Raw genomic sequence first — 23,633 nt, forward strand, 5'->3', positions numbered from 1 at the left:
CGGTACCCTGGGTGCATGGCGGACCATGGTGAGGCGACGTGCAGGCAGGTCGACGGCCGTATGGCGCGCGTCTTCGAGCTGTTCGGGAAGCGGTGGACGGGTCTGATCGTGGCCACCCTGATGCCCGGCCCGGTCCACTTCGCCGATCTGCGGCGGGCCATTCCCGGCATCAGTGAGCGGATGCTCTCCGACCGCCTGGTGGAGCTGGCGGGGGCCGGCCTGGTCGTCCGCGAGGTCGACGCCGGGCCGCCGCTGCGCGTCGCCTACCGGCTCACCGAGGCCGGCCGCGCCATGGAGCCCGCGCTCAAGGAGCTGGGTCGCTGGGCGGAGACGTACCTCGCCGACGGGGGCCAGTGTCCGGAGCGCTTCCGGAAGTAGCGCCGGGGCGCGGCGCCGCCCCGGAGTGTCAACCGAGCCGCTTCTGGGCGGCGTTGTAGCGCGCCAGGTACGAGGCGAAGCGGTCGAGGTCCTCCTCCTCCCAGTCGGCGAGCCGTTCGTGGAACGCCTGACGGCGGCTGACGGTCACGTTCGCGAGCACCTGGGCGCCCTCCTCGGTGGGGTGCAGTACCTGGACGCGGTGGTCGTCCGGATCGATGCGCCGCTCGACGAAGCCGAGTTTCTCCAGAGCTGCGATCTGCCGGCTGACCGTGGACTTGTCCAGGTAGTAGTGCGCCGCGAGGTCGGTGGCGCGGCAGCCCTGCTGGTCGTCGAGGTGGACGAGCAGGGTGTAGGAGACCAGGGAGAGCTCGGGGTGCATCCGGGCGGCGGTCGCGCGGGCGCGGCGGGCGAACGCGGTCATCTCCTGCTGGATGATCTCGACGGAGTCGTCGCGGTGGGTCACGGGGTTGCCTTTCGAAGAACTAGTTGTATAGTACAACGTGGTGTGAGAGTTGTAATAGCCAACTAGTGCCGAAAACGGCCGCCCCGCCGGCCGCCGGAGCCACCGCCACCCCTGGCCACACCTGCACGACGACCGGACGGCCACACCACCGGACGGCCACGTCTGGACCCTCGTGGCCTGGCTGTTCGCCGGCCTCCTGATGGTCGGCGTGGCGGCACTCACCGAGAAGCGGCGGCGCACGGCCGAGGCGGAGGCGGTGGCCAACGCCGGTGCGGTGGCTGCTGCGGCCTTGGCGGCCACCGCACCGGAACGCGGGGCCGGGCACGCGGCGGGCCAGGTGTCCGAGCGCTCTGTGATGCAGGCGGGAGTGGAAGCGGAAGAGGAGATGGAGGAGGCGGTGGGGGTGTAGCGGAGGTTGGCGGGTGTGGTGGGGCGACGGGGGTGGACGTGGCGTTGGGGCTCTCGTTGTCGGTCGGCTGATTTTGGTGTTCAGGTTGTCCGATTGCCTTGTGTGGAAGGTGAGTTGGGCAACCGGTGCTCGGTCCCGGAAAGTTATCCACAGGCTCGGTGCGCGGCGGGCAGATCTCGGTAATGTCAATGACCAGCGAGCTGGAAACGACCGGAACGAGCGGAGCGAGCGTCACGGTCGGATGAGCGGAACGACCGGAGCCATCGGAAAGGTCGGGGCGATCGGTGAGTTCGACGGGCGCGGGGGCAACCGGGGTGCTGGGCATTCCTGGACCGTCGCGCGAAGCCAGGGGTGCGAAGGACGCCAGGGGTGTGGAGGGGGAGGTGGCCCGCCATGACGCGAGTGCCATATGTACCGGGGTTCGCAAGGGCGGACGAGGAGGGTCCGTCAGCCAAGGCCGTGGGCCGGGCCCTGCGGGAGCAACTGCCGCGCGGTGAGCAGGCCGTACTGCGGATCGCCGCCGGGCGGCCCGATGCGGTGACGGCGGTCGAGGAAGCCAACGCCGGGCGGTTGCCCGAGCTGACACCCATACGCGTCGGGCGGATGGCCGCCGGCCCCTTCGCCTTCCTCCGCGGTTCGGCCGGTCTGATGGCCCGCGACCTGGCGGAAAGCCGTGTCACCGGAATCGGGGCCCAGATTTGCGGAGACGCGCACGCCGCCAACTTCGGCCTCTACGGCGACGCCCGCGGCGAGCTGGTCATCGATCTCAACGACTTCGACGAGACCGTCCACGGCCCGTGGGAATGGGACGTCAAACGGCTCGCGACCTCGCTGGTCCTGGCCGGCCGGGAAGCAGGCGCGAACGAGGGGGACTGCCGAGCCGCGGCCCAGGACGCCGCGGGTACCTACCGACGCACCATGCGGCTGCTGGCGAAGCTGCCGGTGACCGAGGCGTGGAACGCCAGCGCCGACGAGGAGTTGGGCTCACACGCCGATGTCCGGGACCTGCTGGAAACCCTCGAACGGGCCGAGGCCAAGGCCCGTAAGAACACCAGCGCACGGTTCGCGGCCGGAGCCACCGAGCGAGGGCCGGACGGCGGCCTGAGGTTCGTGGACGATCCGCCGGTGCTGCGACGGGCGCCGGACGCGGAGGCGGCAGCGGTCGCCGCCTCACTCGCCGGCTACCTCCGGACGCTTCCCGAGGACCGACGACCGCTGCTGGCCAGGTACGCGGTGCATGACGTCGCCTTCCGGATAGTCGGGACCGGCAGCGTCGGACTGCGGTCGTACGTGGTGCTGCTGCTGGATCACCGGGGCGAACCCCTGGTCCTCCAGGTGAAGGAGGCCCGCCGTTCGGCGCTCGCCCCCTATGTGGCGAAGGCCGGCTTCCCGGCGCCCAGGGCGGAACACGAGGGGCGGCGCGTGGTGCTCGGCCAGCAGCGGATGCAGGTGGTCAGCGACCTGCTCCTGGGATGGACGACCGTGCGGGAGGGCAGCGGGAACGGCGAGCACGGGACAGTGGGGGACGGACGAGCGGGCGGCAGGCGCGTGACGGCTGGGGAGGGGAAGCCGGGCGGCATACCGGGGACAGCCCTACCAGGGATGGCCATACCGGGGATGGCTGGAGGTCGTCAGCCGGGTGGCATGGGAGCACCGGGCGGGATGGGGGCGGAACTGGCGTTCCAGGTACGGCAGTTCCGCAACCACAAGGGTAGCGTGGACCCGGCCCGGCTGTCCGGCGGGCAACTCGACGACTACGCCCGGATGACCGGCGCGCTCCTGGCCCGCGCCCACGCGCACAGCGCCGACCCGCGCGTGGTGGCCGGCTACTGCGGGAAAGGGGAGGCGCTCGACGAGGCGATAGCGACCTTCGCGGTGGCCTACGCGGAGCGCACGGAAGCGGATCACGCGGACCTGGCCGCGGCGATACGCAGCGGGCGCATTGCCGCGGAGATGGGGGTGTGAGGGCTGCCGGGGATCTGGAATGAGGGGAGAGGGTGGGGTGGGGCGGGGGGAGGCCCCCCCCGAGGACGTGAGGTTTGCGCGTCGCTGCCACTCCCGCCAACCCTGCCCCCACCGTGCCCTGAGCCGACTCCACCCCCGCCTGGCCTCCGGCCTGTCTCCCCCTGCCCCGCCCCCACCGTGCCCCGAGCCGACTCCACCCATCCGGCCTCCCGGCCTGTCTCCTCCCACCCCACCCCGCTCCCACCCCACCCCGCTCCCACCCCGCCCGCGTCCCTCCCGCCTCACCCGAGCCCCAGGTCCGCCCCGATGCCCGGAGTCGGCGGGGCCGTACGCTGACCAGGTGACGAACTCGCACGCGGAGAACGCGCAGGACGGCCAGGACCGACCGGACGTACCGGGGGCACCCGGCGCCCCGGCCGAACCGCGGGCGGCGGACGCCCGCGGGGAGGCGCCGGGCGCGGAGCAGAGCGGCGGGGACGCCCCGGCCCCGGAGGGGAGCCGGCAGGACGCGGGCGACGGCGGCGGGACCCGCGAGGAGGAGGCGACCCGGCGGCTGGCGAAGGCCGTGCTGGCGGCCGAGCAGGCCCTGATCGAGTTCGAGATCGCGGTGGAGACCTTCCGGGTGGAGGTGGAGAACTTCTCCCGGCTGCACCACCAGCGGCTCGGCCCCATGTACGCGTGGCTGGACGAGTTGGACGCGCAGATCGCCGAGGCCGTGGCGGCGCGTACCGGCGACCCGGAGGACATCCGCAAGGCCCGCGAGGCGCGGGCGTCGGTGCTGCCGATGCCGAATGTGGAGGAGCTGTTCCACGGCTGGCTCGGGTCGGAGGGGTTGTTCCCCGAGGCGCAGGCGATGCTCACGGACCAGCCGGTGCAGCCGCCGACGAAGGTGCGGCCCAGCGAGGAGGCCCGCAGGATCTACCGCGACCTGGTGCGCCGGGCGCATCCGGACCTGGCGCGGGACGACGCGGAGCGGGCCCGGCGGGACGGGTTCATCGCGCGGGTCAACGCCGCGTACGGGCGGGGCGACGAAGCGTTGCTGCTGGAGCTGGTCCGGGAGTGGGAGGCGGGGCCGGCGCCCGCCGAGCGGCAGCCGAGCGAGAGCGAGGAGCTCTATGCGCGGCTGGAGTGGCTGGCCGCGCGCAAGGAGATGCTGGCGTCGATGGTCACGGAGCTGGAAGGCGGCGCGATCGGCGCGATGATCAAGATGGCGCCGGACGATCCGGACGGCCTGCTCGACGAGATCGCCGAGAAGCTGCTGGCCGACGTCCGGGAGCGCGAGGCATACCTTGCTCAGCTGGTCGGGTAGCGTCGGAAGTATGCAATTTGGTTCTGTGCCCACGGTCGGTGTCGACGCCCTCACGCCGGGGGCCTTCCTTCTGGATGTCCGTGAGGACGACGAGTGGGCTGCTGGGCACGCCGAGGGCGCGCTGCACATCCCGATGAGCGAATTCGTCTCCCGCTACGGGGAGTTGACGGAAACTGCGCCCGAGAATGGCGAGATCTTTGTGCTGTGCCGGTCTGGCGGTCGGTCGGCCCAGGTGACGCAGTACCTGGTCCAGCAGGGCCTCGACGCGGTGAACGTCGCGGGTGGCATGCAGGCGTGGGAGGCGGCCGGGCGTCCGGTGTCGGACGGCAAGGGCGGCGCGGGGACGGTCGTCTAGACCGTCCGGCGGAGCGCCGCTCCCGGGCGCCGTGCCCGGCCTCGTTTCCGGCCGTCGGGGGCTCAGCTCAGGGAGTGTGCGGCGAGGAGTTCGCCGAGGGCCTCCTCATGGGCGGCGGCGGGGCCCAGGGAGAGTTCGAGCTGCTTGGCCCAGGCGTGGTAGCGGTGCAGCGGGTAGTCGGTGTCGGCGCCGAAGCCGCCGTGCAGGTGCTGGGCGGTCTGGACCGTGCGGCGGACGCCCTCGGCGGCCCAGATCTTGGCGACCGCGATGTCCCCGGCGGGCGGCAGGGCGCCCGCCGCGCCGGTGGTGAGGCGCCAGGCGGCCTGCCAGAGCGTGGCTTCCATGGCGCGCAGGTCGATGAAGCGGTCGGCGGCCTGGACGGCGACGGCCTGGAAGGTGGCCAGCGGGAAGCCGAACTGCTCGCGTTTCCCGGTGTAGTCGCCGGTCATGGCGAGGACGCGTTCGCCGAGGCCGAGGGCGAGGGCGCAGGTGCCGGTGGTGAGCAGGTCGCGCAGGGTCTCCCAGGCGGCCGGGTCGGTGAGCGTTTCCCGGGCGTCGGCGGGTACGGAGTCGAGGTGGACCTCGGCGTAGCGCTCGCCGTTGGTGGACGTCTGGTCGTGCAGGGTGACGCCGGGGCGGGACCGGGGGACGAGTGCGAGGACGGTGCGGCCGTCGGGGGTGCGGGCCGGCAGCAGGATCCGGTCGGCGGTGGCGGCCCAGGGGACGGCGGTCTGGGTGCCGTCGAGGGTCCAGGTGGTGCCGTTCTGGCGGGCGGTGACGGCGCGTTCGGCCGGGTCGTGGCCGGTGCGGCCGCCGGAGGCGGCGGTGATGACGAGGTCGCCGGTGGCGATCTGCGGCAGTACCTCGGCTCGGAGGTCGGCGGGGGCGTGCTTCTGGAGGGTGTGGGCGGCGGCGTAGGACTCCAGGAGGGGCACCCGGGCGAGGGCCTGGGCTGAAGCGCGCAGGACCAGGCAGAGGGCGATCGGGTCGAGGCCCGCGCCGCCGTGCTCGGCTGCGATGGGCAGGCCGAGCAGGTCGGCGCCGGCGAGCGTGCGCCACAGGGGGCGGTCGAAGTCGTCGGCGACGGGGCCGTGGGTGAGTGCCGGGCTGGGGACGCCGTCCGGGCTGACATCGGAGAAGACGGCTTGTGCCGCTTCGGCGGCGGCCTGCTGCTCCTCGGTGAAGGTGAAGTCCACTGGGTCCGTCCTCCTGCGTGCCACCGGTGTCCGACGGTGAATCTGACGGTCCGTCAAGGTAGGGCATGGCGCGGGAATTGGGAATGACGCGGACGGCGGCGGGTGCTCAGCGGTCGAAGTCCAGCTCGACCTGTTCGGTGGTGGGGTGGGACTGACAGGCCAGTACGTAGCCGGAGTCGACCTCCTCGGACTCCAGGGCGAAGTTGCGGTCCATGCGGATGTCGCCGGAGACCAGGAAGGCGCGGCAGGTGCCGCAGACGCCGCCCTTGCAGGCGTAGGGGGCGTCCGGGCGGTTGCGGAGCACGGCTTCCAGGAGCGATTCGCCGTCGTGGACCGGCCAGCTGCCGGAGCGGCCGTCGAGGGTGGCGGTCACCGTGCTGTGCGCGGGCGTGGCGGCGGCGGGGACGGGGGCCGCTGCGCCGTTGGTTATGTGGAAGATCTCCTCGTGGATCCGGGTGCGCGGTACGCCGAGGGCGCGCAGGGCCCGTTCGGCGCCCTGGACGAGCCCGAAGGGGCCGCACAGGAACCAGCCGTCGACGGTGTCGGGCTGGAGGAGCGCGGGCAGCAGGGTGCGGAGGCGCTCCTGGTCGAGGCGTCCGGTGGGCAGGCCGGTCTGCCGCTCCTCGCGGGAGAGGACGGGGACCAGCTGGAAGCGCTCGGGATAGCGGTCTTTGAGGTCGGCCACCTCCTCCAGGAACATCGTGGAGGCCGTGGTGCGGTCGCTGCGGATCAGGCAGAAGCGGGCGTCCGGTTCGCGGGCGAGCAGGGTGGAGACGATGGACAGCACCGGGGTGATGCCGCTGCCGCCGACGATGCCCACGAACTGACCGGGGCGCGGGGCGAGGGTGAAGCGGCCGGCCGGGGCCATGACGTCCACGGTGTCGCCGACGGCGAGTTCCTTGAGGGCGTAGGTGGAGAACGCGCCGTCCTCGACCAGGCGGATGCCCACGCGCAGGACGGGGTCGTCGGTGGCGGGGGTGCAGATCGAGTACGTACGGCGGATCTCCTGGCCGTCGACCGTCCTGCGCAGTGCGATGTGCTGCCCGGGGGTGTGCCGGAAGGCCGTGCGGAGTTCGCGCGGGACCGTGAAGGTGACGGCCACCGCGTCGTCCGTGAGCCGCTCGATCTCCCGCACGCGGAGCGGGTGGAACATCACAACTCCTTGAAGTGGTCGAAGGGTTCGCGGCAGGACTCGCAGCGGCGCAGTGCCTTGCATGCCGTGGAGGAGAACCGGCTGAGCAGGGTGGTGTCCGTGGAGCCGCAGTGCGGGCAGCGGATGGTGAGGTCGACGGTGACGGGGCCGCCGGCCGGCCCGGTGGGGCGGGGCGGAGCGATGCCGAACTCGGCCAGCTTCCGGCGGCCTTCGTCGGTGATGGCGTCGGTCGTCCACGGCGGGCTGAGGACGGTGCGGACCTCGACCTGGGGTATGCCGTGGTCGTGGAGGACGCGTTCTATGTCGGCGGACATCGCTTCGACGGCGGGGCAGCCGGTGTAGGTGGGGGTGAGGGACACCTCGACGCGATCGGGCGCGGCGAGCCGTACGCCGCGCAGGACGCCGAGCTCGGCGAGGGTGAGGACGGGCAGCTCGGGGTCGGGAACGGAGCCGGCGAGCGCCAGCAGTTCCGCTTCCAGGGCGGTCGGCGTCACCATGCCGCCCCCGGGTGGCTGCGGTGGAGGTGCTGCATTTCGGCGAGCAGCCGGCCGAAAGGCTCGGTGTGCAGTCCCTGGCGTCCGCCGCCGGCGGTCCAGGCACCGTGCTGGGGGCCTTCGGGAACGCTGAGGGTGGCGCGCTCCAGGGTGGCGGTGATGCGGGCGGTCCACTCGTCGCGGAGTGGCTGCCAGGGGAGGTGCTCCAGTCCTTCGACGGGGTCGAAGAGCTCGCCGGTGTACCGCCACAGGGCGTTCAGGGCGCGCTGCATCCGGGTGCGGCTCTCGTCGGTGCCGTCGCCGAGGCGCTCGGTCCACTGGGTGGCGTGGTCGCGGTGGTAGGCGGTCTCCTTGACGGCCTTCGCGGCCAGTGGCGCCAACTCGCCCTCGGTGGTGGCGAGATGGCCGTAGAGCAGCTCCTGGTAGGTGGAGAAGTAGAGCTGGCGGGCGATGGTGTGGGCGAAGTCGCCGTTGGGCTGCTCGACGAGCTGGAGGTTGCGGAACTGGCGTTCCTCGCGGAGGTAGGCCAGCTCGTCCTCGTCGCCGGCGAGGGAGAGCAGGATCCGGGCCTGGCCGAGGAGGTCCAGGGCGATGTTGGCGAGGGCGACCTCCTCTTCCAGGACGGGGGCGTTGCCGGCCCATTCGCCGAGGCGGTGGGAGAGGATCAGCGCGTCGTCCCCGAGGGGCAGGGCGGGGGTGGCGGTGAGCGGTGTCACAGGTGGTGCACCCCCTCCGGGATCTCGTAGAAGGTCGGGTGGCGGTAGGGCTTGTCGCCGGCCGGTTCGAAGAAGGAGTCCTTCTCGTCCGGGGAGGAGGCGGTGACCTGGGCGGAGGGGACCACCCAGATGGAGACGCCTTCGGAGCGGCGGGTGTAGAGGTCGCGGGCGTTGCGCAGGGCCATCTGGGCGTCGGGGGCGTGCAGGCTGCCGGCGTGGGTGTGGGACAGGCCGCGGCGGCTGCGGACGAAGACCTCCCACAGGGGCCAGTCGGCGGGGCCGGCGGCGGCGGTCTCAGCCGTGGCCGGGGCCTTCGCGGGGCGCGGTGTCGTCATCGGGCCGCCTCTTCCTGATGGGTGCCGGTGCGGGGCGTGCGGGTGGCGTGCTTGGCGGCGTGGGCCGCGGCGGCTTCGCGCACCCAGGCGCCGTCCTCGTGGGCGCGGCGGCGGCGGCCGATCCGCTCGGCGTTGCAGGGGCCGTTGCCCTTGAGGACCTCGCGGAATTCGGACCAGTCGATGGGGCCGAAGTCCCAGTGCTCCCGCTCCTCGTTCCACCTGAGGTCGGGGTCGGGCAGGGTCAGTCCGAGGGCCTCGGCCTGGGGGACGCAGATGTCCACGAAGCGCTGGCGCAGTTCGTCGTTGGAGTGCCGCTTGATCTTCCAGGCCATGGACTGCGCGGAGTGGGCGGATTCCCCGTCGGGCGGGCCGAACATCATCAGGGAGGGCCACCACCAGCGGTCGACGGCGTCCTGGGCCATCGCGTGCTGGGCCTCGGTGCCGCGGCTGAGGGCGAGCAGGAGCTCGTACCCCTGGCGCTGGTGGAAGGACTCCTCCTTGCAGACGCGGACCATGGCGCGGGCGTAGGGGCCGTAGGAGCAGCGGCACAGCGGGACTTGGTTGGTGATCGCGGCACCGTCCACGAGCCAGCCGATGGCGCCGACGTCGGCCCAGGTCAGGGTGGGGTAATTGAAGATCGAGGAGTACTTCTGGCGGCCGGTGTGGAGCTTGTCGAGCAGCTCGTCGCGGCCGGCGCCGAGGGTTTCGGCGGCGCTGTAGAGGTACAGGCCGTGGCCGGCTTCGTCCTGCACCTTGGCCATCAGGATCGCTTTGCGGCGCAGCGACGGAGCTCTGGTGATCCAGTTGGCTTCCGGCTGCATTCCGATGATCTCGGAGTGGGCGTGCTGGGCGATCTGGCGCACCAGTGAGGCGCGGTAGTCGTCCGGCATCCAGTCCCGTGGCTCGATCCGCTCGTCCGCGGCGATGGTGGCGTCGAACAGGGCTTCGTGGCCCGTGTCCTGCGGCGCGATCGTCGTCATGTGGTGCCCCCTCCTCCCGACCGACCGATCGTTCGGTTCAATGGTGGGTGGGCGGGGCGCGGGTGTCAAGCCTGTGGATAACTGGGAGAGGATGTGCCGGGGGCGGCTGCCTAGGTACCGTTCCGGGGCGGGGTCGGCCGTACGAGGACGGGGAACGGGGCGGGAATGCGGGCACATGAGGACGAATCGCGGCCACTGGTCACGCTGACGCTGCCCTCGCGGATCGTCATAGGAACGGCGGCCAGCGGTATCGCGGTCGCCGTCCTGATCCACCTCGCGATGATGTTCCTCCACGTCGCCCCGGCGAACACGCTCAGCAAGCAGCAGGCCGGGCTGATCAGCGACTACGTCTACCCCGAGTACGAACAGAACTGGAAGCTGTTCGCCCCCAACCCCCTCCAGCAGAACACCGACGTCCAGGTCCGCGCCCAGCTGCGCGCCCAGGGCGGAACGGTGCGGACCACCGGCTGGACCGATCTGACCGCCCGCGACGGACAGGCCATCCTCCACAACCCGCTGCCCAGCCACAGCCAGCAGAACCAACTGCGCCGCGGCTGGGAGCTGTTCTCCAGCACCCTCGACGCGCAGAACCGGCCGACCGGCGAGCGCGGCGAGATGTTCGCGCGCTACCTCCGGCGGATCGTGATGCTCCGGATGTCCGGCGAGTGGACCAGGGGCGGTGAGCGGATCGAGCAGATCCAGATCCGCTCGCGCACCACCGCCGTCCTCCCGCCCCCGTGGAGCGCCGAGAAGATCAGCGACAAGCCCGTCTACCGCGTCCTGCCCTGGTGGCAGATCACCGCGAGCGACCTTCCCGAGGGGGCGACGAACAAGTGACGTCACCGACGCCGCAGCAGCCGCACATCGCCCCGCAGGCCCCAGGAGCCCCCACCGAGGCCCCCGCCGCCTATCAGGAGACCCGCATCGAGCGCGTCATCGGCCGCGGCTTCGCCTGGGTCACCGACCGGGCGCGGGCCCCGTACCAGTCCGCCGTCATCCGCATCGGCTTCGCGGCCACCTGGCTGCTGTTCCTGCTGCGGGAATGGCCGTACCGGCAGCAGCTCTACGGGCCCACCGGCCCGTGGGACTTCGGCATGGTGCGCCAGTTGCTCAACAGCAACCACGGCTTCTCCGTCCTGCTGTGGTCCGACAGCCGCGGCTGGTTCGAGTGCGTCTACCTGCTCGCCATCGTGGCCGGCGCGCTGCTGATGCTCGGCTGGCGCACCCGCACCATGTCGGTGCTGTTCATGGTCGGCGTGCTCTCGTTGCAGAACCGCAGCGTCTTCATCGGGGACGGCGGCGACAACGTCATCCATCTGATGTCGATGTACCTCGTGCTGACCCGCTGCGGACAGGTGTGGTCGCTGGACGCCCGCCGCGTCCGGCGGACGGCGGCCGCCGCACCGGACACCGGGGGCGCACCCCGCGACGTGGCCGGCATCGTCCTGTGGGTGGTCCTCGGCCTCGCCCTCGCGGCGGCCCAGCTGGCGGGCGCTCCCGGGCTCACCTGGTTCGGGCACGGCCCGTTCCCGCACTTCGGCTGGAGTCTGGCCCTGTGGGGACTGTGGGCGACGCACGGTCTGTGGTGGGCGGTGGGGCGGTACGCCCCCGGGGAGCCCCGGATCGTCCTCGACACCCTCGCCAAACTGGCGCACAACGCCGCCCTGTTGGTGATCATGGTCGAGGTCTGCCTGGTCTACGCGACCGCCGGCTGGTACAAGATCCAGGGTTCGCGCTGGCAGGACGGCACCGCCGTCTTCTACCCGATGCACCTGGACTACTTCTCCCCCTGGCCGGGGCTGTCCCATCTGCTCGCCGGCAACGGGCTGGTGATCATGCTGCTCACCTACGGGACCGTGATCTGCCAGGTCGCCTTCCCGTTCACCCTGGCCAACCGGCGCCTGAAGAACGCGCTGCTGGTCGTCATGATCTGCGAGCACCTCTCGATCGCGTTCCTGCTGGGTCTGCCCTTCTTCTCCCTGGCGATGATCACCGCCGATGCCGTCTTCCTGCCGACCGGCCTCCTGATCTGGTTCGGCGGCAGGCTCTCCCACCTGCGCGGACGGCTGTTCCCGCGGACCGGCGGCCACGGCCCGGACGCGGCGTCCGGCAGCGGTGGGGCCGAGGCCGCTGCCCGTTCCGAGGACGGGGGCCATACGCTCGTGGGGTGAGCAGCGAGAAAACCGCCCCCGCCGAGCCCCTCCAGTACGACGACGGGTACGGGCCCAAGATCGGCGTCGGACCGCACCCGCAGCCCTGGCCGCAGGACGGCCGCTACGACCCCGAGCTGCTCGCCCACGGCGATCGCCGCAACGTCGTCGACCACTACCGCTACTGGACGCGGGAGGCGATCGTCGCCGACCTCGACACCCGCCGCCACGACTTCCACGTGGCCGTCGAGAACTGGAGCCACGACTTCAACATCGGCTCCGTCGTGCGCACCGCCAACGCCTTCCTCGCCAAGGAGATCCACATCGTCGGGCAGCGCCGCTGGAACCGCCGCGGCGCCATGGTCACCGACCGCTACCAGCACGTCCGTCACCACCCGGACACCGCGTCGCTGACCGCGTGGGCCGCCGAGGAGGAGCTGCCGATCATCGGGATCGACAACCTCCCCGGCTCCGTGCCCCTGGAGACCACCGCGCTGCCGCGCCGCTGTGTGCTGCTCTTCGGGCAGGAGGGGCCGGGACTGACCGAGCAGGCCCGCGAGCACGCCTCCCGGGTCTGCTCGATCGCCCAGTTCGGATCGACCCGCTCCATCAACGCCGGGGCCGCCGCGGCCATCGCGATGCACGCCTGGATCTCGCGTCACGCGCAGATCCAGGACCTCTGACGCTCAGTCCCCCACCTCCGCCCCGGCCGACGGGGATACGGGGCCCGGACCGCCGTCCGGGCCCCTGGTCTCACGCCTCCCGCCGCACTTCCACCGTCCGGAAGCGGTTGGCCACGAACGCGCCGTCACACAGGGCCGCGTTGGCCGCCGGGTTGCCGCCCGAGCCGTGGAAGTCGGAGAACGCCGCGGTCTGGTTCACATACACGCCACCGGTCAGGTTCAGCGACAGCTGGGCGCACTCCGTCAGGCAGGCGTCCTCGACCAGCCGCTCCACCTCGGCCGAGGTGGTGTACGCGCCGACCGTCATGGCGCCCTTCTCGCGGACCGTGCGACGCAGCAGCGCCACCGCGTCGGCGGCGGAGTCGACCGCCACTGCGAAGGCCACCGGGCCGAAGCACTCCGACAGATACGCCGCCTCGGAGTCGGGCTTGGCACCGTCCAGCTTGACGATCACCGGCGTGCGGACCGTGGCCCCCGGGAACTCCGGGTTCTCCACCGTGCGGGAGGCCAGCGCCACCTCGCCGAGCCCGGACGCCTCCTCGATCCGCTCCTTGACCTGCGGATTGACGATCGCCCCGAGCAGCGCGTTGGCCCGCGCGTCATCGCCCAGCAGACCGCTGACCGCGCCCGCCAGATCGCTGACGACCTCGTCGTACGACTTCGGGCCCGCGTCCGTGTCGATGCCGTCCCGGGGGATCAGGAGGTTCTGCGGAGTGGTGCACATCTGGCCGCTGTAGAGCGACAGCGAGAAGGCGAGGTTGCTGAGCATGCCCTTGTAGTTGTCCGTGGACTCGATGACCACGGTGTTGACGCCGGCCTTCTCGGTGTAGACCTGCGCCTGGCGGGCGTGCGCCTCCAGCCAGTCGCCGAAGGCGGTCGAGCCGGTGTAGTCGATGATCCGGACCTCGGGCCGGACCGCCAGCGTCTTGGCGAGCCCCTCGCCCGGCTTGTCCACCGCCAGGCACACCAGGTTGGCGGGGAAACCGGCTTCGGTGAGCACCTCCCGGGCCACCCGGACCGTCAGCGCCAGCGGCAGCACGGCCCGCGGATGCGGCTTGACCAGGACCGGATTGCCGGTGGCCAGCGAGGCGAACAGGCCGGGGTAGCCGTTCCACGTCGGGAAGGTGTTGCAGCCGATCACCAGGGCCACGCCGCGCGGCACGGCGGTGAAGGACTTGGCGAGCTCCAGCGGATCCCGCTTGCCCTGCGGCTTGCTCCACGCCGCCTGGCGCGGGGTGCGGGTCTGCTCCTCGTAGGCGTAGGCCACCGCCTCCAGGCCGCGGTCCTGGGCGTGCGGGCCGCCGGCCTGGAACGCCATCATGAACGCCTGCCCGCTGGTGTGCATCACCGCCTGGGCGAACTCATGGGTGCGGGCGCTGATCCGCGCCAGGATCTCCAGGCACACCGCGGCGCGTGCCTCCGGCCCGGCGTCCCGCCACGCGGGGATCGCGGCCTGCATGGCCGGCAGCAGCACCGAGACGTCCGGGTGCGGATAGCTGATGCCCAACTCGGGGCCGTAGGGCGAGACTTCCTCGCCCGCCCAGTCGTCCGTGCCGGGCTGGTCGAGTGCGAATCGGGCGCCGCGCAGCGCCTCGAAGGCGGCCAGGCCGTCCTGTGCGGCGTTCTCCCCGTAGGCCTTGGGGTGCTCGGGGTGCGGGGACCAGTACGCGCGGGTGCGGATCGCTTCCAGCGCCTTGTCGAGGGTCGGGCGGTGCTTCTCGATCAACTGCGGTGCGGTCATTTCGGCGGTCATCGATGACCAACTCCTCGTCGACTGCGCGGAAAGTGGATGGGGGCTGGGAGTGACACGGCAACAGAGTTAGAGTAACCGAACGATCGGTCGGGGCAAGGGGGGTCGGTCAACCTGTGGAAAACCCGCTCGGGGAGGATCAGCTGCCATGACCGCAATCGGCATCGACACCACCGTGGCAGTGGTGGGCGCCGGCACCATGGGACAGGGAATCGCGCAGGTGGCGCTCGTCGCCGGCCACCGCGTACGGCTCTACGACAGCGCCCCGGGCCGCGCCGGGCAGGCCGCCGAGGCCCTCGTGCGGCGGCTGGACCGGCTGGTGGAGAAAGGCCGGATCCCGGCGGTCGAACGGGACGCCGCCCGCGCCCGCCTCTCCCCCGCCGAAGAACTCACCGAGCTCGCCGACGCCGCACTGGTCATCGAGGCGATCCTGGAGCAACTCCCCGCCAAACAGGCGCTGTTCGGCTCCCTGGAGGACGTCGTCCGGGCGGACTGCCTCCTGGCCACCAACACCTCCTCCCTGTCCGTGACCGCGGTCGCGGGCGGACTCCGGCATCCGGGCCGCTGCGTGGGCATGCACTTCTTCAACCCCGCGCCGCTGCTCCCGCTGGTCGAGATCGTGAGCGGCTTCACGACCGACGAGGCCGCCGCGGCCACCGCCCACGACACCGCCGCGGCCTGGGGCAAGACCCCCGTCCGCTGCGCAGACACCCCCGGCTTCATCGTCAACCGCCTCGCCCGCCCCTTCTACGCCGAGGCCCTGCGCCTCTACGAGGAGCGGGCCGCCGACCCCGCCACCCTCGACGCCGTCCTGCGCGAGGGCGGCGGCTTCCGGATGGGCCCGTTCGAACTCACCGACCTCATCGGGCAGGACGTGAACGAAGCGGTCACCCACTCGGTGTGGACCGCCTTCTTCCAGGACCCGAAGTTCACGCCCTCCCTGGCGCAGCGCCGGCTGGTGGAGTCCGGCCTGCACGGCCGCAAGACGGGACGCGGCTGGTTCGACTACGCGGAGGGGGCCCAGCGGCCCGAGCCGAGCACCGCCGGGCCCTGCCCCGCCCCCTCCTCGGTGGCCGTGCACGCCGAGCTCCCCGGCCCCGCCGCGGTGCTGCGCGAGCTGATCGAGGAGGCCGGCATCGAGGTCACCCGCGACCGCACACCGGGGGAGTCCGAGGGCTTCATCCGGCTGCCCGGCGGCGCCCGTCTGGCGCTGACCAACGGCAACCCGGCCACGACCCGGGTGGACGGCGCCGCCATCCGCTTCGACCTCTCGCTCGACTACCGGGCCGCGACCCGGATCGCCCTCGCCCCCTCGGCGGCCGCCTCCCAGGCGGATCTCGCCGAGGCCGTCGGCCTCTTCCAGGCGCTCGGCAAGCAGGTCAGCGTCATCGACGACGTCCCCGGCATGATCGTGGCCCGTACGGTCGCGATGATCGTCGACTTCGCGGTGGACGCCGCGGCCCGGGGCGTCGCGACCCCCGAGGACATCGACACGGCCATGCGGCTCGGGGTGAACTACCCCGGCGGCCCCATGGAATGGGCCGAACGACTCGGTGCCTTCTGGGTCCGGGATCTGCTGGACTCCCTGCACCACCAGAATGCCGGGGGACGCTACGTACCGTCCTGGGCGCTGCGGCGCCGTGCGGACCTCGAGGAATGGGTGCTCTAATCATGACCATGGCCAAGCGCGACGCCTACACACCCGATTCGCTGCTCGCGGTCTCCGTCGAGGTGTTCATCGAGCGCGGCTACGACGGCACGTCCATGGAGCACCTCTCCAAGGCGGCCGGCATCTCCAAGTCGTCGATCTACCACCACGTGCGCAGCAAGGAGGAACTGCTCCGCCGCGCGATAAGCCGTGCCCTGGACGGGCTGTTCGGCGTGCTGGCGGAGGCGGGCGCCCAGGAGGGGCGGGCGATCGAGCGGCTGGAGTACGTCACCCGGCGGGAGGCCGAGGTGCTGATGGACGAACTGCCCTATGTGACGCTGCTGTTGCGGGTGCGCGGGAACACCGACACCGAGCGGTGGGCCATGGAGCGCCGTCGCGAGTTCGACCAGCGGGTCGCCGCGCTGCTGAAGGAGGCCGCCGCCGACGGCGACCTCCGGGACGACGTGGACGTCCGGTTGGCCACCCGCCTGCTCTTCGGAATGATCAACTCGATCGTGGAGTGGTACCGGCCGGGCCGGGGCGGCGCCGCGAGCCGCGACGAGGTCGCGGAGGCCGTGGTGCGGACGGCGTTCGCGGGGCTGCGCAAGGTCTGAGCGGGCCGTCTGCCGGGGCCCCGCCCCGGCTTTGCGGATCGTCCCGGCCGGGCCCCGGCCCCGGGCGACGGGGGCTCCGCCGCCCCGCGCCCCTCACCCCCCGCCCTCCTCCTCCAGCCCCAGGTCCGTCTCCTCGAAGACCAGCAGCGTGCGGGTGCTCAGCACCTCCGGTATCGACTGGATCCGGGTCAGGACCAGCTCGCGCAGCTCCCGGTTGTCCTTGGTGTGGACCAGGAGCAGTACGTCGAAGTCCCCGCTGACCAGCGCGATGTGGGCGGCTCCGGGCAGCGCGGTGAGTTGTCTGCGCACGGTCCGCCAGGAGTTCTGCACGATCTTCAACGTGATGTAGGCGGAAGCGCCCTGGCCTGCCCTTTCCTGGTCGACGCGGGCGCTGAAGCCGCGTATGACGCCGTCGTCGAGCAGCCGGTTGATCCGCGCGTAGGCGTTCGCTCGGGAGACGTGCACCTGCTCGGCGACGGAGCGTATCGAGGCCCGGCCGTCGGTCCGCAACAGCCGGAGGATGGCGTGGTCGACGGTGTCGAGGGGGCGTGCGGCCGGCGGGGGCGGGGCGGGGGCCGCCGGGGACTGTCCGCCTGGATTGGCCATCTGTTCGTCCGACATGCCGTCCCGCCTCCCCTTTGTGGACTCCCTGCCTTCATCACAAGCTGTGGAGAACCGTTTGTCCACAGGCTGGATCCGCCTGTAGCCAAAATGCATCAGCGACCGAACAATCGGTAGGGAAGGGCCGACCGGCCCGACTTTGGTCCTGCCCGACCTCCCCCGGCCACCGCTGGGAGGTCCTCTCCCGCCCACCCCCCTTCATGAGGCGCATCGCGCCACCCCTTCGATGACGAGGAGGTGCCCGTCATGACGGTCCTTGAGCAGCCCGGCAGCAGCAGGCACACCAGTGACCTGGCCGGCCCGCCGCCCGCCTGGCGGCCGCGCGTCGATCCCGCGCCCCTCCTGCCGGACGCCGAGCCGTACCGCCTCCTGGGCACGGACGCCGCCGCCGGGCTCGATCCGCAGCTGCTGAAGCGGCTCTACACCGAGCTGGTGCGCGGCCGCCGGTACAACACCCAGGCCACCGCCCTGACCCGCCAGGGCCGCCTGGCGGTCTACCCCTCCACCACGGGCCAGGAGGCGTGCGAGGTCGCCGCGGCCCTTGCCCTGGAGGAGCGGGACTGGCTCTTCCCCAGCTACCGCGACACCCTCGCCGCCGTCGCCCGCGGCCTCGATCCCGTCCAGGCGCTGACCCTCCTGCGGGGCGACTGGCACACCGGCTACGACCCGTACGAGCACCGCATCGCCCCCCTGTGCACCCCGCTCGCCACCCAGCTCCCGCACGCCGTGGGTCTGGCGCACGCGGCCCGCCTCAAGGGCGACGACGTGGTCGCCCTGGCGATGGTCGGCGACGGCGGCACGAGCGAGGGCGACTTCCACGAGGCGCTCAACTTCGCCGCCGTCTGGCAGGCCCCGGTCGTTTTCCTCGTGCAGAACAACGGCTTCGCGATCTCCGTGCCGCTGGCCAAGCAGACCGCCGCGCCGTCCCTCGCCCACAAGGCGGTCGGCTACGGCATGCCCGGCCGCCTGGTCGACGGCAACGACGCCCCCGCGATGCACGAGGTCCTCACCGCCGCGGTGCGGCGGGCCCGCGAGGGCGGCGGCCCCACCCTCGTTGAGGCCGTCACCTACCGCGTCGACGCCCACACCAACGCCGACGACGCCACCCGCTACCGCACCGACACCGAGGTCGAGGCCTGGCGGGCGCACGACCCGATAGCCCTTCTGGAGCGCGAGTTGGCCGACCGCGGCCTGCTCACCGAGGAGTTCGCCACCGCCACCCGGGACGGTGCCGAGCAGCTCGCCGCCGCCCTTCGGGAGCGGATGCACACCGACCCCCCGCTGGACCCGATGGACCTCTTCGACCACGTCTTCACCCGCCAGACCGGCCAACTGCGCGATCAGGCGGCCCAGTTGCGCGCCGAGCTGGACGCCGAGGCCGAAGGGCACCTTGAGACCGGCACCGCGACGCCAGCCCAGGAGGCCAGGCCATGACGACCACCGCCGCGCCGCCCGCGCGCAAACCGGCCACCATGGCGCAGGCACTGACCCGCGCGCTGCGCGACGCCATGGCCGAGGACCCCACCGTCCACGTGATGGGCGAGGACGTCGGCGCCCTGGGCGGCGTCTTCCGGGTCACCGACGGCCTGACCAAGGAGTTCGGGGAGGACCGCTGCACCGACACCCCCCTCGCCGAGGCCGGCATCCTGGGGGCCGCCGTCGGCATGGCGATGTACGGGCTGCGGCCGGTGGTCGAGATGCAGTTCGACGCCTTCGCCTACCCGGCGTTCGAGCAACTGGTCAGCCACGTCGCCCGGATGCGCAACCGCACCCGCGGCGCGGTCGCCATGCCGCTGACCATCCGCATCCCCTACGGCGGCGGCATCGGCGGCGTCGAGCACCACAGCGACTCCTCCGAGGCGTACTACCTCGCCACCCCCGGCCTCCAGGTCGTCACCCCCGCGACCGTCGAGGACGCCTACGGGCTGCTGCGCGCCGCCATCGCCTCCGACGACCCGGTCGTCTTCCTCGAACCGAAGCGGCTCTACTGGACCAAGTCCGACTGGTCACCGGAGGCGCCCGCCCCGGTAGCCCCGATAGGCCGCGCCGAGATCCGCCGCCGCGGCAGCAGCGCCACCCTCGTCACCTACGGCCCGTCCCTGCCCGTCTGCCTGGAGGCCGCCGAGGCCGCCCGCGCCGAGGGCTGGGAGCTGGAAGTCGTCGATCTGCGCACGCTGGTGCCGTTCGACGACGACACCGTCTGCGCGTCCGTCCGGCGCACCGGGCGGGCCGTCGTCGTCCACGAGTCCAACGGTTTCGGCGGCCCCGGCGGCGAGATCGCCGCGCGGATCACCGAGCGCTGCTTCCACCACCTGGAGGCGCCGGTGCTGCGCGTCGCCGGCTTCGACATCCCCTACCCGCCGCCCATGCTGGAGCGGCATCACCTCCCCGGTGTGGACCGGATCCTGGACACCGTCGCCCGTCTCCAATGGGAGACGCGGTGGACCGAAGGGCGTGGTGCGTGATGGCCGTGGTCCGCGAGTTCGCCCTTCCCGACCTGGGGGAGGGCCTCACCGAAGCGTTGATCGTCCAGTGGTTGGTCGAGGTCGGCGAAGTGGTGGCCGTCGACCAGCCGGTGGTGGAGGTCGAGACCGCCAAGGCGATGGTCGAGGTGCCGTGCCCGTACGGCGGGGTGATCACCGCCCGCTTCGGCGAGGCCGGGGCCGAAGTCCCCGTCGGCGCGGCCCTGGTGACGGTCGCGGTCGGGGCGACCCCGGGCGACCCCGGTGGGAACGGCGCCGAAGGCGGCCCGGCCGCCGCCGCGGAGCCGGCCCCGGAACCGCAGGCGTCCCCCGGCTCCGACGCCGAGGAGGCGCGGACGGCGGACTCCAGGTCGGGGAACGTCCTGGTCGGCTACGGCACCAGCGACACCACGGCCCGGCGGCGCAGGATCCTGCCCGGGCCCCCGGGGGGCGCCCCCGCGCACCGGCCGGCCGCCCCCGGCACGGCGAACGGCCGCGGCCCCGCCGCGGCGGACGACGGCAGTCGCACGGTGGCCGTCGTCTCGCCGCTGGTGCGCCGCATCGCCCGGGAGCACGGCCTGGATCTGCGCGCCATACGGGGCAGCGGGCGGGAGGGCCTGATCCTCCGTACGGACGTCGAGGCCGCGATCCGGGCGCGGGACGAACGGGAGTCCGCCCAGGCCGCGGCGCCGGCCGGCGCCGGCCGGCTCACGGGTGCGGCGGTGAAGCCCGTCCCCGGGGAGGAGCGGATCCCGCTCAAGGGGCTGCGCGGTGCCGCGGCCGAGAAGTTCAGCCGCAGCCGCCGGGAGATCCCGGACGCGACCTGCTGGGTGGACGCCGACGCCACCGAACTCCTCGCCGCCCGCGCGTCGATGAACGTCCCCGGCGCCCCCAAGGTGTCGCTGCTGGCCCTGCTGGCCCGGATCTGCACCGCCGCGCTGGCCCGCTACCCCGAGCTCAACGCCACCGTCGACACCGCGGCCCAGGAGATCGTCCGGCTGCCCGCCGTCCACCTGGGCTTCGCCGCCCAGACCGACCGCGGCCTGGTGGTGCCGGTGGTGCGGGACGCCCAGGACCGCACGGTGGAGCAGCTGTCCGCCGAGATCGTCCGGCTCACCGACGCCGCGCGCGCGGGGAAGCTGTCCCCCGCCGAGCTGTCACACGGCACGTTCACGCTGAACAACTACGGCGTCTTCGGCGTCGACGGCTCCACGCCGATCCTCAACCACCCCGAGGCGGCGATGCTCGGGGTCGGCCGGATAGCCGCCAAACCCTGGGTACATGAGGGGGAGTTGGCGGTGCGGCAGGTGGTCCAGCTCTCGTTCACCTTCGACCACCGGGTGTGCGACGGCGGCACCGCCGGCGGCTTCCTGCGCCATGTCGCCGACTGCGTGGAGCGGCCCGCGCTGCTGCTGCGCTCGCTGTGAGCACCGGGCGCCGGGGCGGCGGTGCGAGCCCGCCGTCCCGGCGATACTCAAGGGGTGAGCGACCACACCGACCATGACGCGATCGTGCTGGCCGGCGGCGCGGCCCGGCGGCTCGGCGGGGCGGACAAGCCCGCTCTGCCGGTCGGCGGCCGCGCCCTGCTGGACCGGGTGCTCGCCGCCTGCCCCGACGCCGCGGCCACCGTCGTCGTCGGCCCCGCGCGCCCGACCGCCCGCCCGGTGGTCCAGGCCCTTGAGGACCCGCCCGGCGGCGGCCCGCTCGCCGCACTGGCCGCTGGTCTGCGGCACACCACCGCCCCCATGGTGCTGGTCCTCTCCGCCGACCTGCCGTTCCTGACGTCCGCGACCGTCCGCGACCTCCTCGACGCGGCGGCCGCCGGCGGCACTTCGCCCTGCGACGGCGCGCTGCTGCGCGACGCGGAAGGGCGGGACCAGCCGCTGGTGGCCGCCTACCGTTCGGCCCCGCTGCGCCGCGCACTGGACCGGCTGCGCACCGCCCACGACGGCACCCTGAGCGGTCTGCCGCTGCGCCCCCTGCTGTCCGCGCTGGCGCTCGCCCGCGTCCCGGACACCACGTCCGCGGCGTCCTTCGACTGCGACACCTGGGAGGACCTCGGCACGGCGCGCGCCCGGATCAGGGAGCATGGACACGTGTTGGACGAATGGATCACCGCAGTCAAGGCCGAACTGGGCATCGACCTCGATGTCGACACGGCGGCACTTCTCGACCTCGCGCGGGACGCGGCACACGGCGTGGCCCGTCCGGCCGCGCCACTGACGACCTTCCTGGTCGGCTACGCGGCGGGCCGGCAGGGCGGCGACGTGACGGAACTGGCGCAGCGGGCCGCCGCACTGGCCGACCGCTGGGCGGCCGAGGCCGCGGCCGAAGAGGCCCGCGCGGCCGGCTCCCACGCTTCGGGTGACGAAGCGAAGCCCGCGGAATGACCGGAGGGGAGTACGGCGACGAGTTCGCCGACGCGCTCGCGCTGGTCAACGGCACCGCGCCGGCCGGCCGGCGCTCCGGGGCCGCCGACCGGCCGCACGGTGCGCCCGGCGGCGCCGCCGCCCGCTGCTCGGACACCTCCCCGGCCGGTGGCTCCGGTCCGGACCGCCCCGCCGGCCCCCGGAACGCGGACGACACCGGCCAGGGCGCGACCGCTCCGGGCGGGGCCCCGCCCCCGGGCCCCGCCACGCGGTCCTCCGGCCACCGGGCCACGCCCTGGTCCGCGGCCCGGCAGCGCGCCGAACGCGCCGTCCACGAGCCGCCCGGACCGGGGACGGCCGGCCTCGTCGACGCGCTCGGCCGCACGCTCGCCGCTCCCCTCACGGCCCTCACCGACCTGCCGCCGTTCGACACCTCGGCGATGGACGGCTGGGCGGTCGCCGGCCCCGGCCCGTGGCGCGTCGAGGGCACCCCGGCCGACGACGCCGGGACCGGCCCGGACCTCGGCATCCTCGCCGGCCACGCCACCACCGCTGCGCTCCCCGACGGCCATGCCCTCGCCATCGCCACCGGGGCCCGGATCCCGGTCGGCGCCACCGCGGTGCTGCGCAGCGAGCACGGCGAGGTCCTCGAACTCCCCGACGGCCGGGCGCGGTTGTACGCGCCCCGGCCGGTGCCACCGGGCCAGGACATCCGCCCGCGCGGCCAGGAGTGCCGGACCGGCGACCACCTGCTGCCCGCCGGCACGCCGGTGACCCCCGCGGTCCTCGGCCTGGCCGCGGCGGCCGGCTACGACGAGCTGTCCGTCCATCCCCGGCCCCGCGTCGAGGTGCTCGTCCTCGGCGACGAACTGCTGCGCAGCGGACTGCCCGAGGACGGCCGGATCCGCGATGCGCTCGGCCCGATGCTGGTGCCCTGGCTGCGGGCCCTGGGCGCCGACGCGCCGGCCCCGCGGCACCTCGGCGACGACGCCGACGCGCTGCACGACGCCCTCGCCGGGTCCACCGCCGACCTGATCGTCACCACCGGCGGCACCGCGTCGGGACCGGTCGACCATGTGCACCCCGCCCTCCAGCAGCTCGGCGCCGAGCTGCTGGTGGACGGCGTGGCGGTGCGCCCCGGCCACCCCATGCTGCTGGCCCGCCTCGCACCGCGCCGGTACCTCGTCGGGCTCCCGGGCAACCCACTGGCCGCCGTCTCCGGCCTGCTCACCCTCGCCGAACCGCTGCTCCGCACGCTCGCCGCCCGCTGCCCCGCCGCGCCGTACCGCGTACCGCTGGCCGCCGCCGTCCAGGGGCATCCGCGCGACACCCGGCTCGTCCCGGTCGCCTACCACGACGACGACCGGTACGGGCTGATGGCCGCGCCGCTGCGCTTCCACGGGCCCGCCATGCTGCGCGGGATCGCGGCCGCCGACGCGATGGCGGTCGTCCCGCCGCGCGGCGCGGAGCGCGGCACCGAGGTGGAGCTCCTCGAACTCCCCTGGCCCGCGGGCTGGTCGGTGGGCCGGCCGTCCCCCGGCACCCCCTACGATCCCGCAGCCCCCTGCGGAGGCGCCGCGTGA

The 23,633-nt window shown here is 73.2% G+C and carries 24 protein-coding genes; 15 read left to right on the plus strand and 9 right to left on the minus strand.

The features are described from left to right. The first annotated feature begins 15 nt into the window (after positions 1-15). A complete protein-coding gene (locus ACIQE0_RS09760; RefSeq protein ID WP_366333416.1) occupies positions 16-378 on the plus strand; it encodes a helix-turn-helix domain-containing protein in 363 nt (120 codons plus the stop codon). Between the two features lie 28 nt (positions 379-406). On the opposite strand, the gene ACIQE0_RS09765 is transcribed toward ACIQE0_RS09760, so the two are convergent. Continuing rightward, positions 407-841: a MarR family transcriptional regulator gene (locus ACIQE0_RS09765; protein WP_366333414.1), complete on the minus strand. Its 435-nt coding sequence runs from the start codon at positions 839-841 to the stop codon at positions 407-409. 172 nt (positions 842-1,013) lie between these two features. Between ACIQE0_RS09765 and ACIQE0_RS09770 the strand changes: the two genes are divergently transcribed. The 4 genes from ACIQE0_RS09770 (at position 1,014) to ACIQE0_RS09785 (ending at position 4,879) form a co-directional block, all read left to right on the plus strand. Next, the gene (locus ACIQE0_RS09770) at positions 1,014-1,250 is read left to right on the plus strand and encodes a hypothetical protein (RefSeq protein ID WP_402330246.1); all 237 of its coding nucleotides are present in this window, start codon (positions 1,014-1,016) and stop codon (positions 1,248-1,250) included. 393 nt (positions 1,251-1,643) lie between these two features. Then, on the plus strand, positions 1,644-3,215 hold the full coding sequence (locus tag ACIQE0_RS09775; RefSeq protein ID WP_402330248.1) for a DUF2252 domain-containing protein: 1,572 nt from the start codon (positions 1,644-1,646) through the stop codon (positions 3,213-3,215). A 340-nt stretch (positions 3,216-3,555) separates the two neighbouring features. Further along, a complete protein-coding gene (locus ACIQE0_RS09780) occupies positions 3,556-4,524 on the plus strand; it encodes a hypothetical protein (protein WP_402330250.1) in 969 nt (322 codons plus the stop codon). Between the two features lie 10 nt (positions 4,525-4,534). Then, positions 4,535-4,879, plus strand: a complete 345-nt coding sequence (locus ACIQE0_RS09785) for a rhodanese-like domain-containing protein (RefSeq protein ID WP_402330252.1) — start codon at positions 4,535-4,537, stop codon at positions 4,877-4,879. Positions 4,880-4,941: 62 nt separating this feature from the next. Here the strand turns inward: ACIQE0_RS09785 and ACIQE0_RS09790 are convergent, their stop codons facing one another. The 6 genes from ACIQE0_RS09790 to paaA form a co-directional block, all read right to left on the minus strand. Beyond that, the gene (locus ACIQE0_RS09790) at positions 4,942-6,075 is read right to left on the minus strand and encodes an acyl-CoA dehydrogenase family protein (RefSeq protein ID WP_402330254.1); all 1,134 of its coding nucleotides are present in this window, start codon (positions 6,073-6,075) and stop codon (positions 4,942-4,944) included. Positions 6,076-6,181: 106 nt separating this feature from the next. Next, positions 6,182-7,228 (minus strand): 2Fe-2S iron-sulfur cluster-binding protein, encoded by a 1,047-nt coding sequence (locus tag ACIQE0_RS09795; RefSeq protein ID WP_402330256.1) that lies wholly within the window; start codon positions 7,226-7,228, stop codon positions 6,182-6,184. After that, on the minus strand, positions 7,228-7,725 hold the full coding sequence (paaD, locus tag ACIQE0_RS09800; protein ID WP_366333400.1) for a 1,2-phenylacetyl-CoA epoxidase subunit PaaD: 498 nt from the start codon (positions 7,723-7,725) through the stop codon (positions 7,228-7,230). The genes ACIQE0_RS09795 and paaD overlap by 1 nt, the downstream gene beginning before the upstream one ends. Continuing rightward, on the minus strand, positions 7,719-8,438 hold the full coding sequence (paaC, locus tag ACIQE0_RS09805) for a 1,2-phenylacetyl-CoA epoxidase subunit PaaC (protein ID WP_402330259.1): 720 nt from the start codon (positions 8,436-8,438) through the stop codon (positions 7,719-7,721). Before paaC ends, paaD begins: the two co-directional genes overlap by 7 nt. Then, the gene (gene paaB, locus ACIQE0_RS09810; RefSeq protein ID WP_402330261.1) at positions 8,435-8,773 is read right to left on the minus strand and encodes a 1,2-phenylacetyl-CoA epoxidase subunit PaaB; all 339 of its coding nucleotides are present in this window, start codon (positions 8,771-8,773) and stop codon (positions 8,435-8,437) included. Before paaB ends, paaC begins: the two co-directional genes overlap by 4 nt. Continuing rightward, complete coding sequence (paaA, locus tag ACIQE0_RS09815) at positions 8,770-9,753, minus strand: 1,2-phenylacetyl-CoA epoxidase subunit PaaA (RefSeq protein WP_366333394.1); 984 nt, start codon at positions 9,751-9,753, stop codon at positions 8,770-8,772. The genes paaB and paaA overlap by 4 nt, the downstream gene beginning before the upstream one ends. A gap of 165 nt (positions 9,754-9,918) precedes the next feature. Here paaA and ACIQE0_RS09820 point away from each other — a divergent pair, with 165 nt between their 5' ends. Genes ACIQE0_RS09820 through ACIQE0_RS09830 form a run of 3 tightly spaced genes read left to right on the plus strand, consistent with a single transcriptional unit; the run spans position 9,919 to position 12,586 of the window. Further along, positions 9,919-10,590 (plus strand): DUF5819 family protein, encoded by a 672-nt coding sequence (locus ACIQE0_RS09820; protein WP_402330263.1) that lies wholly within the window; start codon positions 9,919-9,921, stop codon positions 10,588-10,590. Continuing rightward, positions 10,587-11,924 (plus strand): HTTM domain-containing protein, encoded by a 1,338-nt coding sequence (locus tag ACIQE0_RS09825; RefSeq protein WP_402330265.1) that lies wholly within the window; start codon positions 10,587-10,589, stop codon positions 11,922-11,924. The genes ACIQE0_RS09820 and ACIQE0_RS09825 overlap by 4 nt, the downstream gene beginning before the upstream one ends. Beyond that, positions 11,921-12,586, plus strand: coding sequence for a TrmH family RNA methyltransferase (locus ACIQE0_RS09830; RefSeq protein ID WP_384102873.1), 666 nt, complete (start codon positions 11,921-11,923; stop codon positions 12,584-12,586). Before ACIQE0_RS09825 ends, ACIQE0_RS09830 begins: the two co-directional genes overlap by 4 nt. Before the next feature lie 70 nt (positions 12,587-12,656). Here the strand turns inward: ACIQE0_RS09830 and paaN are convergent, their stop codons facing one another. Next, the gene (paaN, locus tag ACIQE0_RS09835; protein ID WP_402330268.1) at positions 12,657-14,339 is read right to left on the minus strand and encodes a phenylacetic acid degradation protein PaaN; all 1,683 of its coding nucleotides are present in this window, start codon (positions 14,337-14,339) and stop codon (positions 12,657-12,659) included. A gap of 145 nt (positions 14,340-14,484) precedes the next feature. Between paaN and ACIQE0_RS09840 the strand changes: the two genes are divergently transcribed. Further along, positions 14,485-16,005: a 3-hydroxyacyl-CoA dehydrogenase gene (locus tag ACIQE0_RS09840; protein ID WP_402330270.1), complete on the plus strand. Its 1,521-nt coding sequence runs from the start codon at positions 14,485-14,487 to the stop codon at positions 16,003-16,005. Positions 16,006-16,007: 2 nt separating this feature from the next. Continuing rightward, positions 16,008-16,598 carry a TetR/AcrR family transcriptional regulator gene (locus ACIQE0_RS09845; RefSeq protein ID WP_366333382.1) on the plus strand — a complete coding sequence of 197 codons (591 nt, stop codon included), beginning with the start codon at positions 16,008-16,010 and terminating at the stop codon, positions 16,596-16,598. A gap of 93 nt (positions 16,599-16,691) precedes the next feature. Here ACIQE0_RS09845 and ACIQE0_RS09850 read toward each other — a convergent pair whose 3' ends face one another. Further along, a complete protein-coding gene (locus ACIQE0_RS09850; protein ID WP_384102867.1) occupies positions 16,692-17,219 on the minus strand; it encodes an Lrp/AsnC family transcriptional regulator in 528 nt (175 codons plus the stop codon). Between the two features lie 246 nt (positions 17,220-17,465). Between ACIQE0_RS09850 and pdhA the strand changes: the two genes are divergently transcribed. Genes pdhA through ACIQE0_RS09875 form a run of 5 tightly spaced genes read left to right on the plus strand, consistent with a single transcriptional unit; the run spans position 17,466 to position 23,633 of the window. Next, a complete protein-coding gene (gene pdhA / locus ACIQE0_RS09855) occupies positions 17,466-18,653 on the plus strand; it encodes a pyruvate dehydrogenase (acetyl-transferring) E1 component subunit alpha (protein ID WP_402330272.1) in 1,188 nt (395 codons plus the stop codon). Beyond that, complete coding sequence (locus tag ACIQE0_RS09860; protein ID WP_366333376.1) at positions 18,650-19,684, plus strand: alpha-ketoacid dehydrogenase subunit beta; 1,035 nt, start codon at positions 18,650-18,652, stop codon at positions 19,682-19,684. Before pdhA ends, ACIQE0_RS09860 begins: the two co-directional genes overlap by 4 nt. Next, on the plus strand, positions 19,684-21,108 hold the full coding sequence (locus ACIQE0_RS09865; protein WP_402330342.1) for a dihydrolipoamide acetyltransferase family protein: 1,425 nt from the start codon (positions 19,684-19,686) through the stop codon (positions 21,106-21,108). The genes ACIQE0_RS09860 and ACIQE0_RS09865 overlap by 1 nt, the downstream gene beginning before the upstream one ends. 54 nt (positions 21,109-21,162) lie before the next feature. Further along, the gene (locus ACIQE0_RS09870) at positions 21,163-22,071 is read left to right on the plus strand and encodes an NTP transferase domain-containing protein (protein ID WP_402330274.1); all 909 of its coding nucleotides are present in this window, start codon (positions 21,163-21,165) and stop codon (positions 22,069-22,071) included. Next, positions 22,068-23,633, plus strand: a complete 1,566-nt coding sequence (locus ACIQE0_RS09875) for a molybdopterin molybdotransferase MoeA (RefSeq protein ID WP_402330276.1) — start codon at positions 22,068-22,070, stop codon at positions 23,631-23,633. Before ACIQE0_RS09870 ends, ACIQE0_RS09875 begins: the two co-directional genes overlap by 4 nt.

Origin of the sequence: Streptomyces sp. NPDC093097 (genome assembly GCF_044754325.1) — a bacterium.
GTDB lineage: Bacteria > Actinomycetota > Actinomycetes > Streptomycetales > Streptomycetaceae > Streptomyces.

What these genes read in the sequence shown, in the direction of transcription:
- ACIQE0_RS09760 (WP_366333416.1), top strand. Translation starts at nt 16, where the DNA reads ATGGCGGACCATGGTGAGGCGACGTGCAGGCAGGTCGACGGCCGTATG.
- ACIQE0_RS09865 (WP_402330342.1), top strand. Translation starts at nt 19,684, where the DNA reads ATGGCCGTGGTCCGCGAGTTCGCCCTTCCCGACCTGGGGGAGGGCCTC.
- paaB (WP_402330261.1), bottom strand. Translation starts at nt 8,773, where the DNA reads ATGACGACACCGCGCCCCGCGAAGGCCCCGGCCACGGCTGAGACCGCC.
- ACIQE0_RS09845 (WP_366333382.1), top strand. Translation starts at nt 16,008, where the DNA reads ATGACCATGGCCAAGCGCGACGCCTACACACCCGATTCGCTGCTCGCG.
- ACIQE0_RS09785 (WP_402330252.1), top strand. Translation starts at nt 4,535, where the DNA reads ATGCAATTTGGTTCTGTGCCCACGGTCGGTGTCGACGCCCTCACGCCG.
- ACIQE0_RS09775 (WP_402330248.1), top strand. Translation starts at nt 1,644, where the DNA reads ATGACGCGAGTGCCATATGTACCGGGGTTCGCAAGGGCGGACGAGGAG.
- paaN (WP_402330268.1), bottom strand. Translation starts at nt 14,339, where the DNA reads ATGACCGCCGAAATGACCGCACCGCAGTTGATCGAGAAGCACCGCCCG.
- ACIQE0_RS09875 (WP_402330276.1), top strand. Translation starts at nt 22,068, where the DNA reads ATGACCGGAGGGGAGTACGGCGACGAGTTCGCCGACGCGCTCGCGCTG.
- ACIQE0_RS09840 (WP_402330270.1), top strand. Translation starts at nt 14,485, where the DNA reads ATGACCGCAATCGGCATCGACACCACCGTGGCAGTGGTGGGCGCCGGC.
- paaD (WP_366333400.1), bottom strand. Translation starts at nt 7,725, where the DNA reads ATGGTGACGCCGACCGCCCTGGAAGCGGAACTGCTGGCGCTCGCCGGC.
- pdhA (WP_402330272.1), top strand. Translation starts at nt 17,466, where the DNA reads ATGACGGTCCTTGAGCAGCCCGGCAGCAGCAGGCACACCAGTGACCTG.
- ACIQE0_RS09850 (WP_384102867.1), bottom strand. Translation starts at nt 17,219, where the DNA reads ATGTCGGACGAACAGATGGCCAATCCAGGCGGACAGTCCCCGGCGGCC.
- ACIQE0_RS09820 (WP_402330263.1), top strand. Translation starts at nt 9,919, where the DNA reads ATGCGGGCACATGAGGACGAATCGCGGCCACTGGTCACGCTGACGCTG.
- paaA (WP_366333394.1), bottom strand. Translation starts at nt 9,753, where the DNA reads ATGACGACGATCGCGCCGCAGGACACGGGCCACGAAGCCCTGTTCGAC.
- ACIQE0_RS09860 (WP_366333376.1), top strand. Translation starts at nt 18,650, where the DNA reads ATGACGACCACCGCCGCGCCGCCCGCGCGCAAACCGGCCACCATGGCG.
- ACIQE0_RS09795 (WP_402330256.1), bottom strand. Translation starts at nt 7,228, where the DNA reads ATGTTCCACCCGCTCCGCGTGCGGGAGATCGAGCGGCTCACGGACGAC.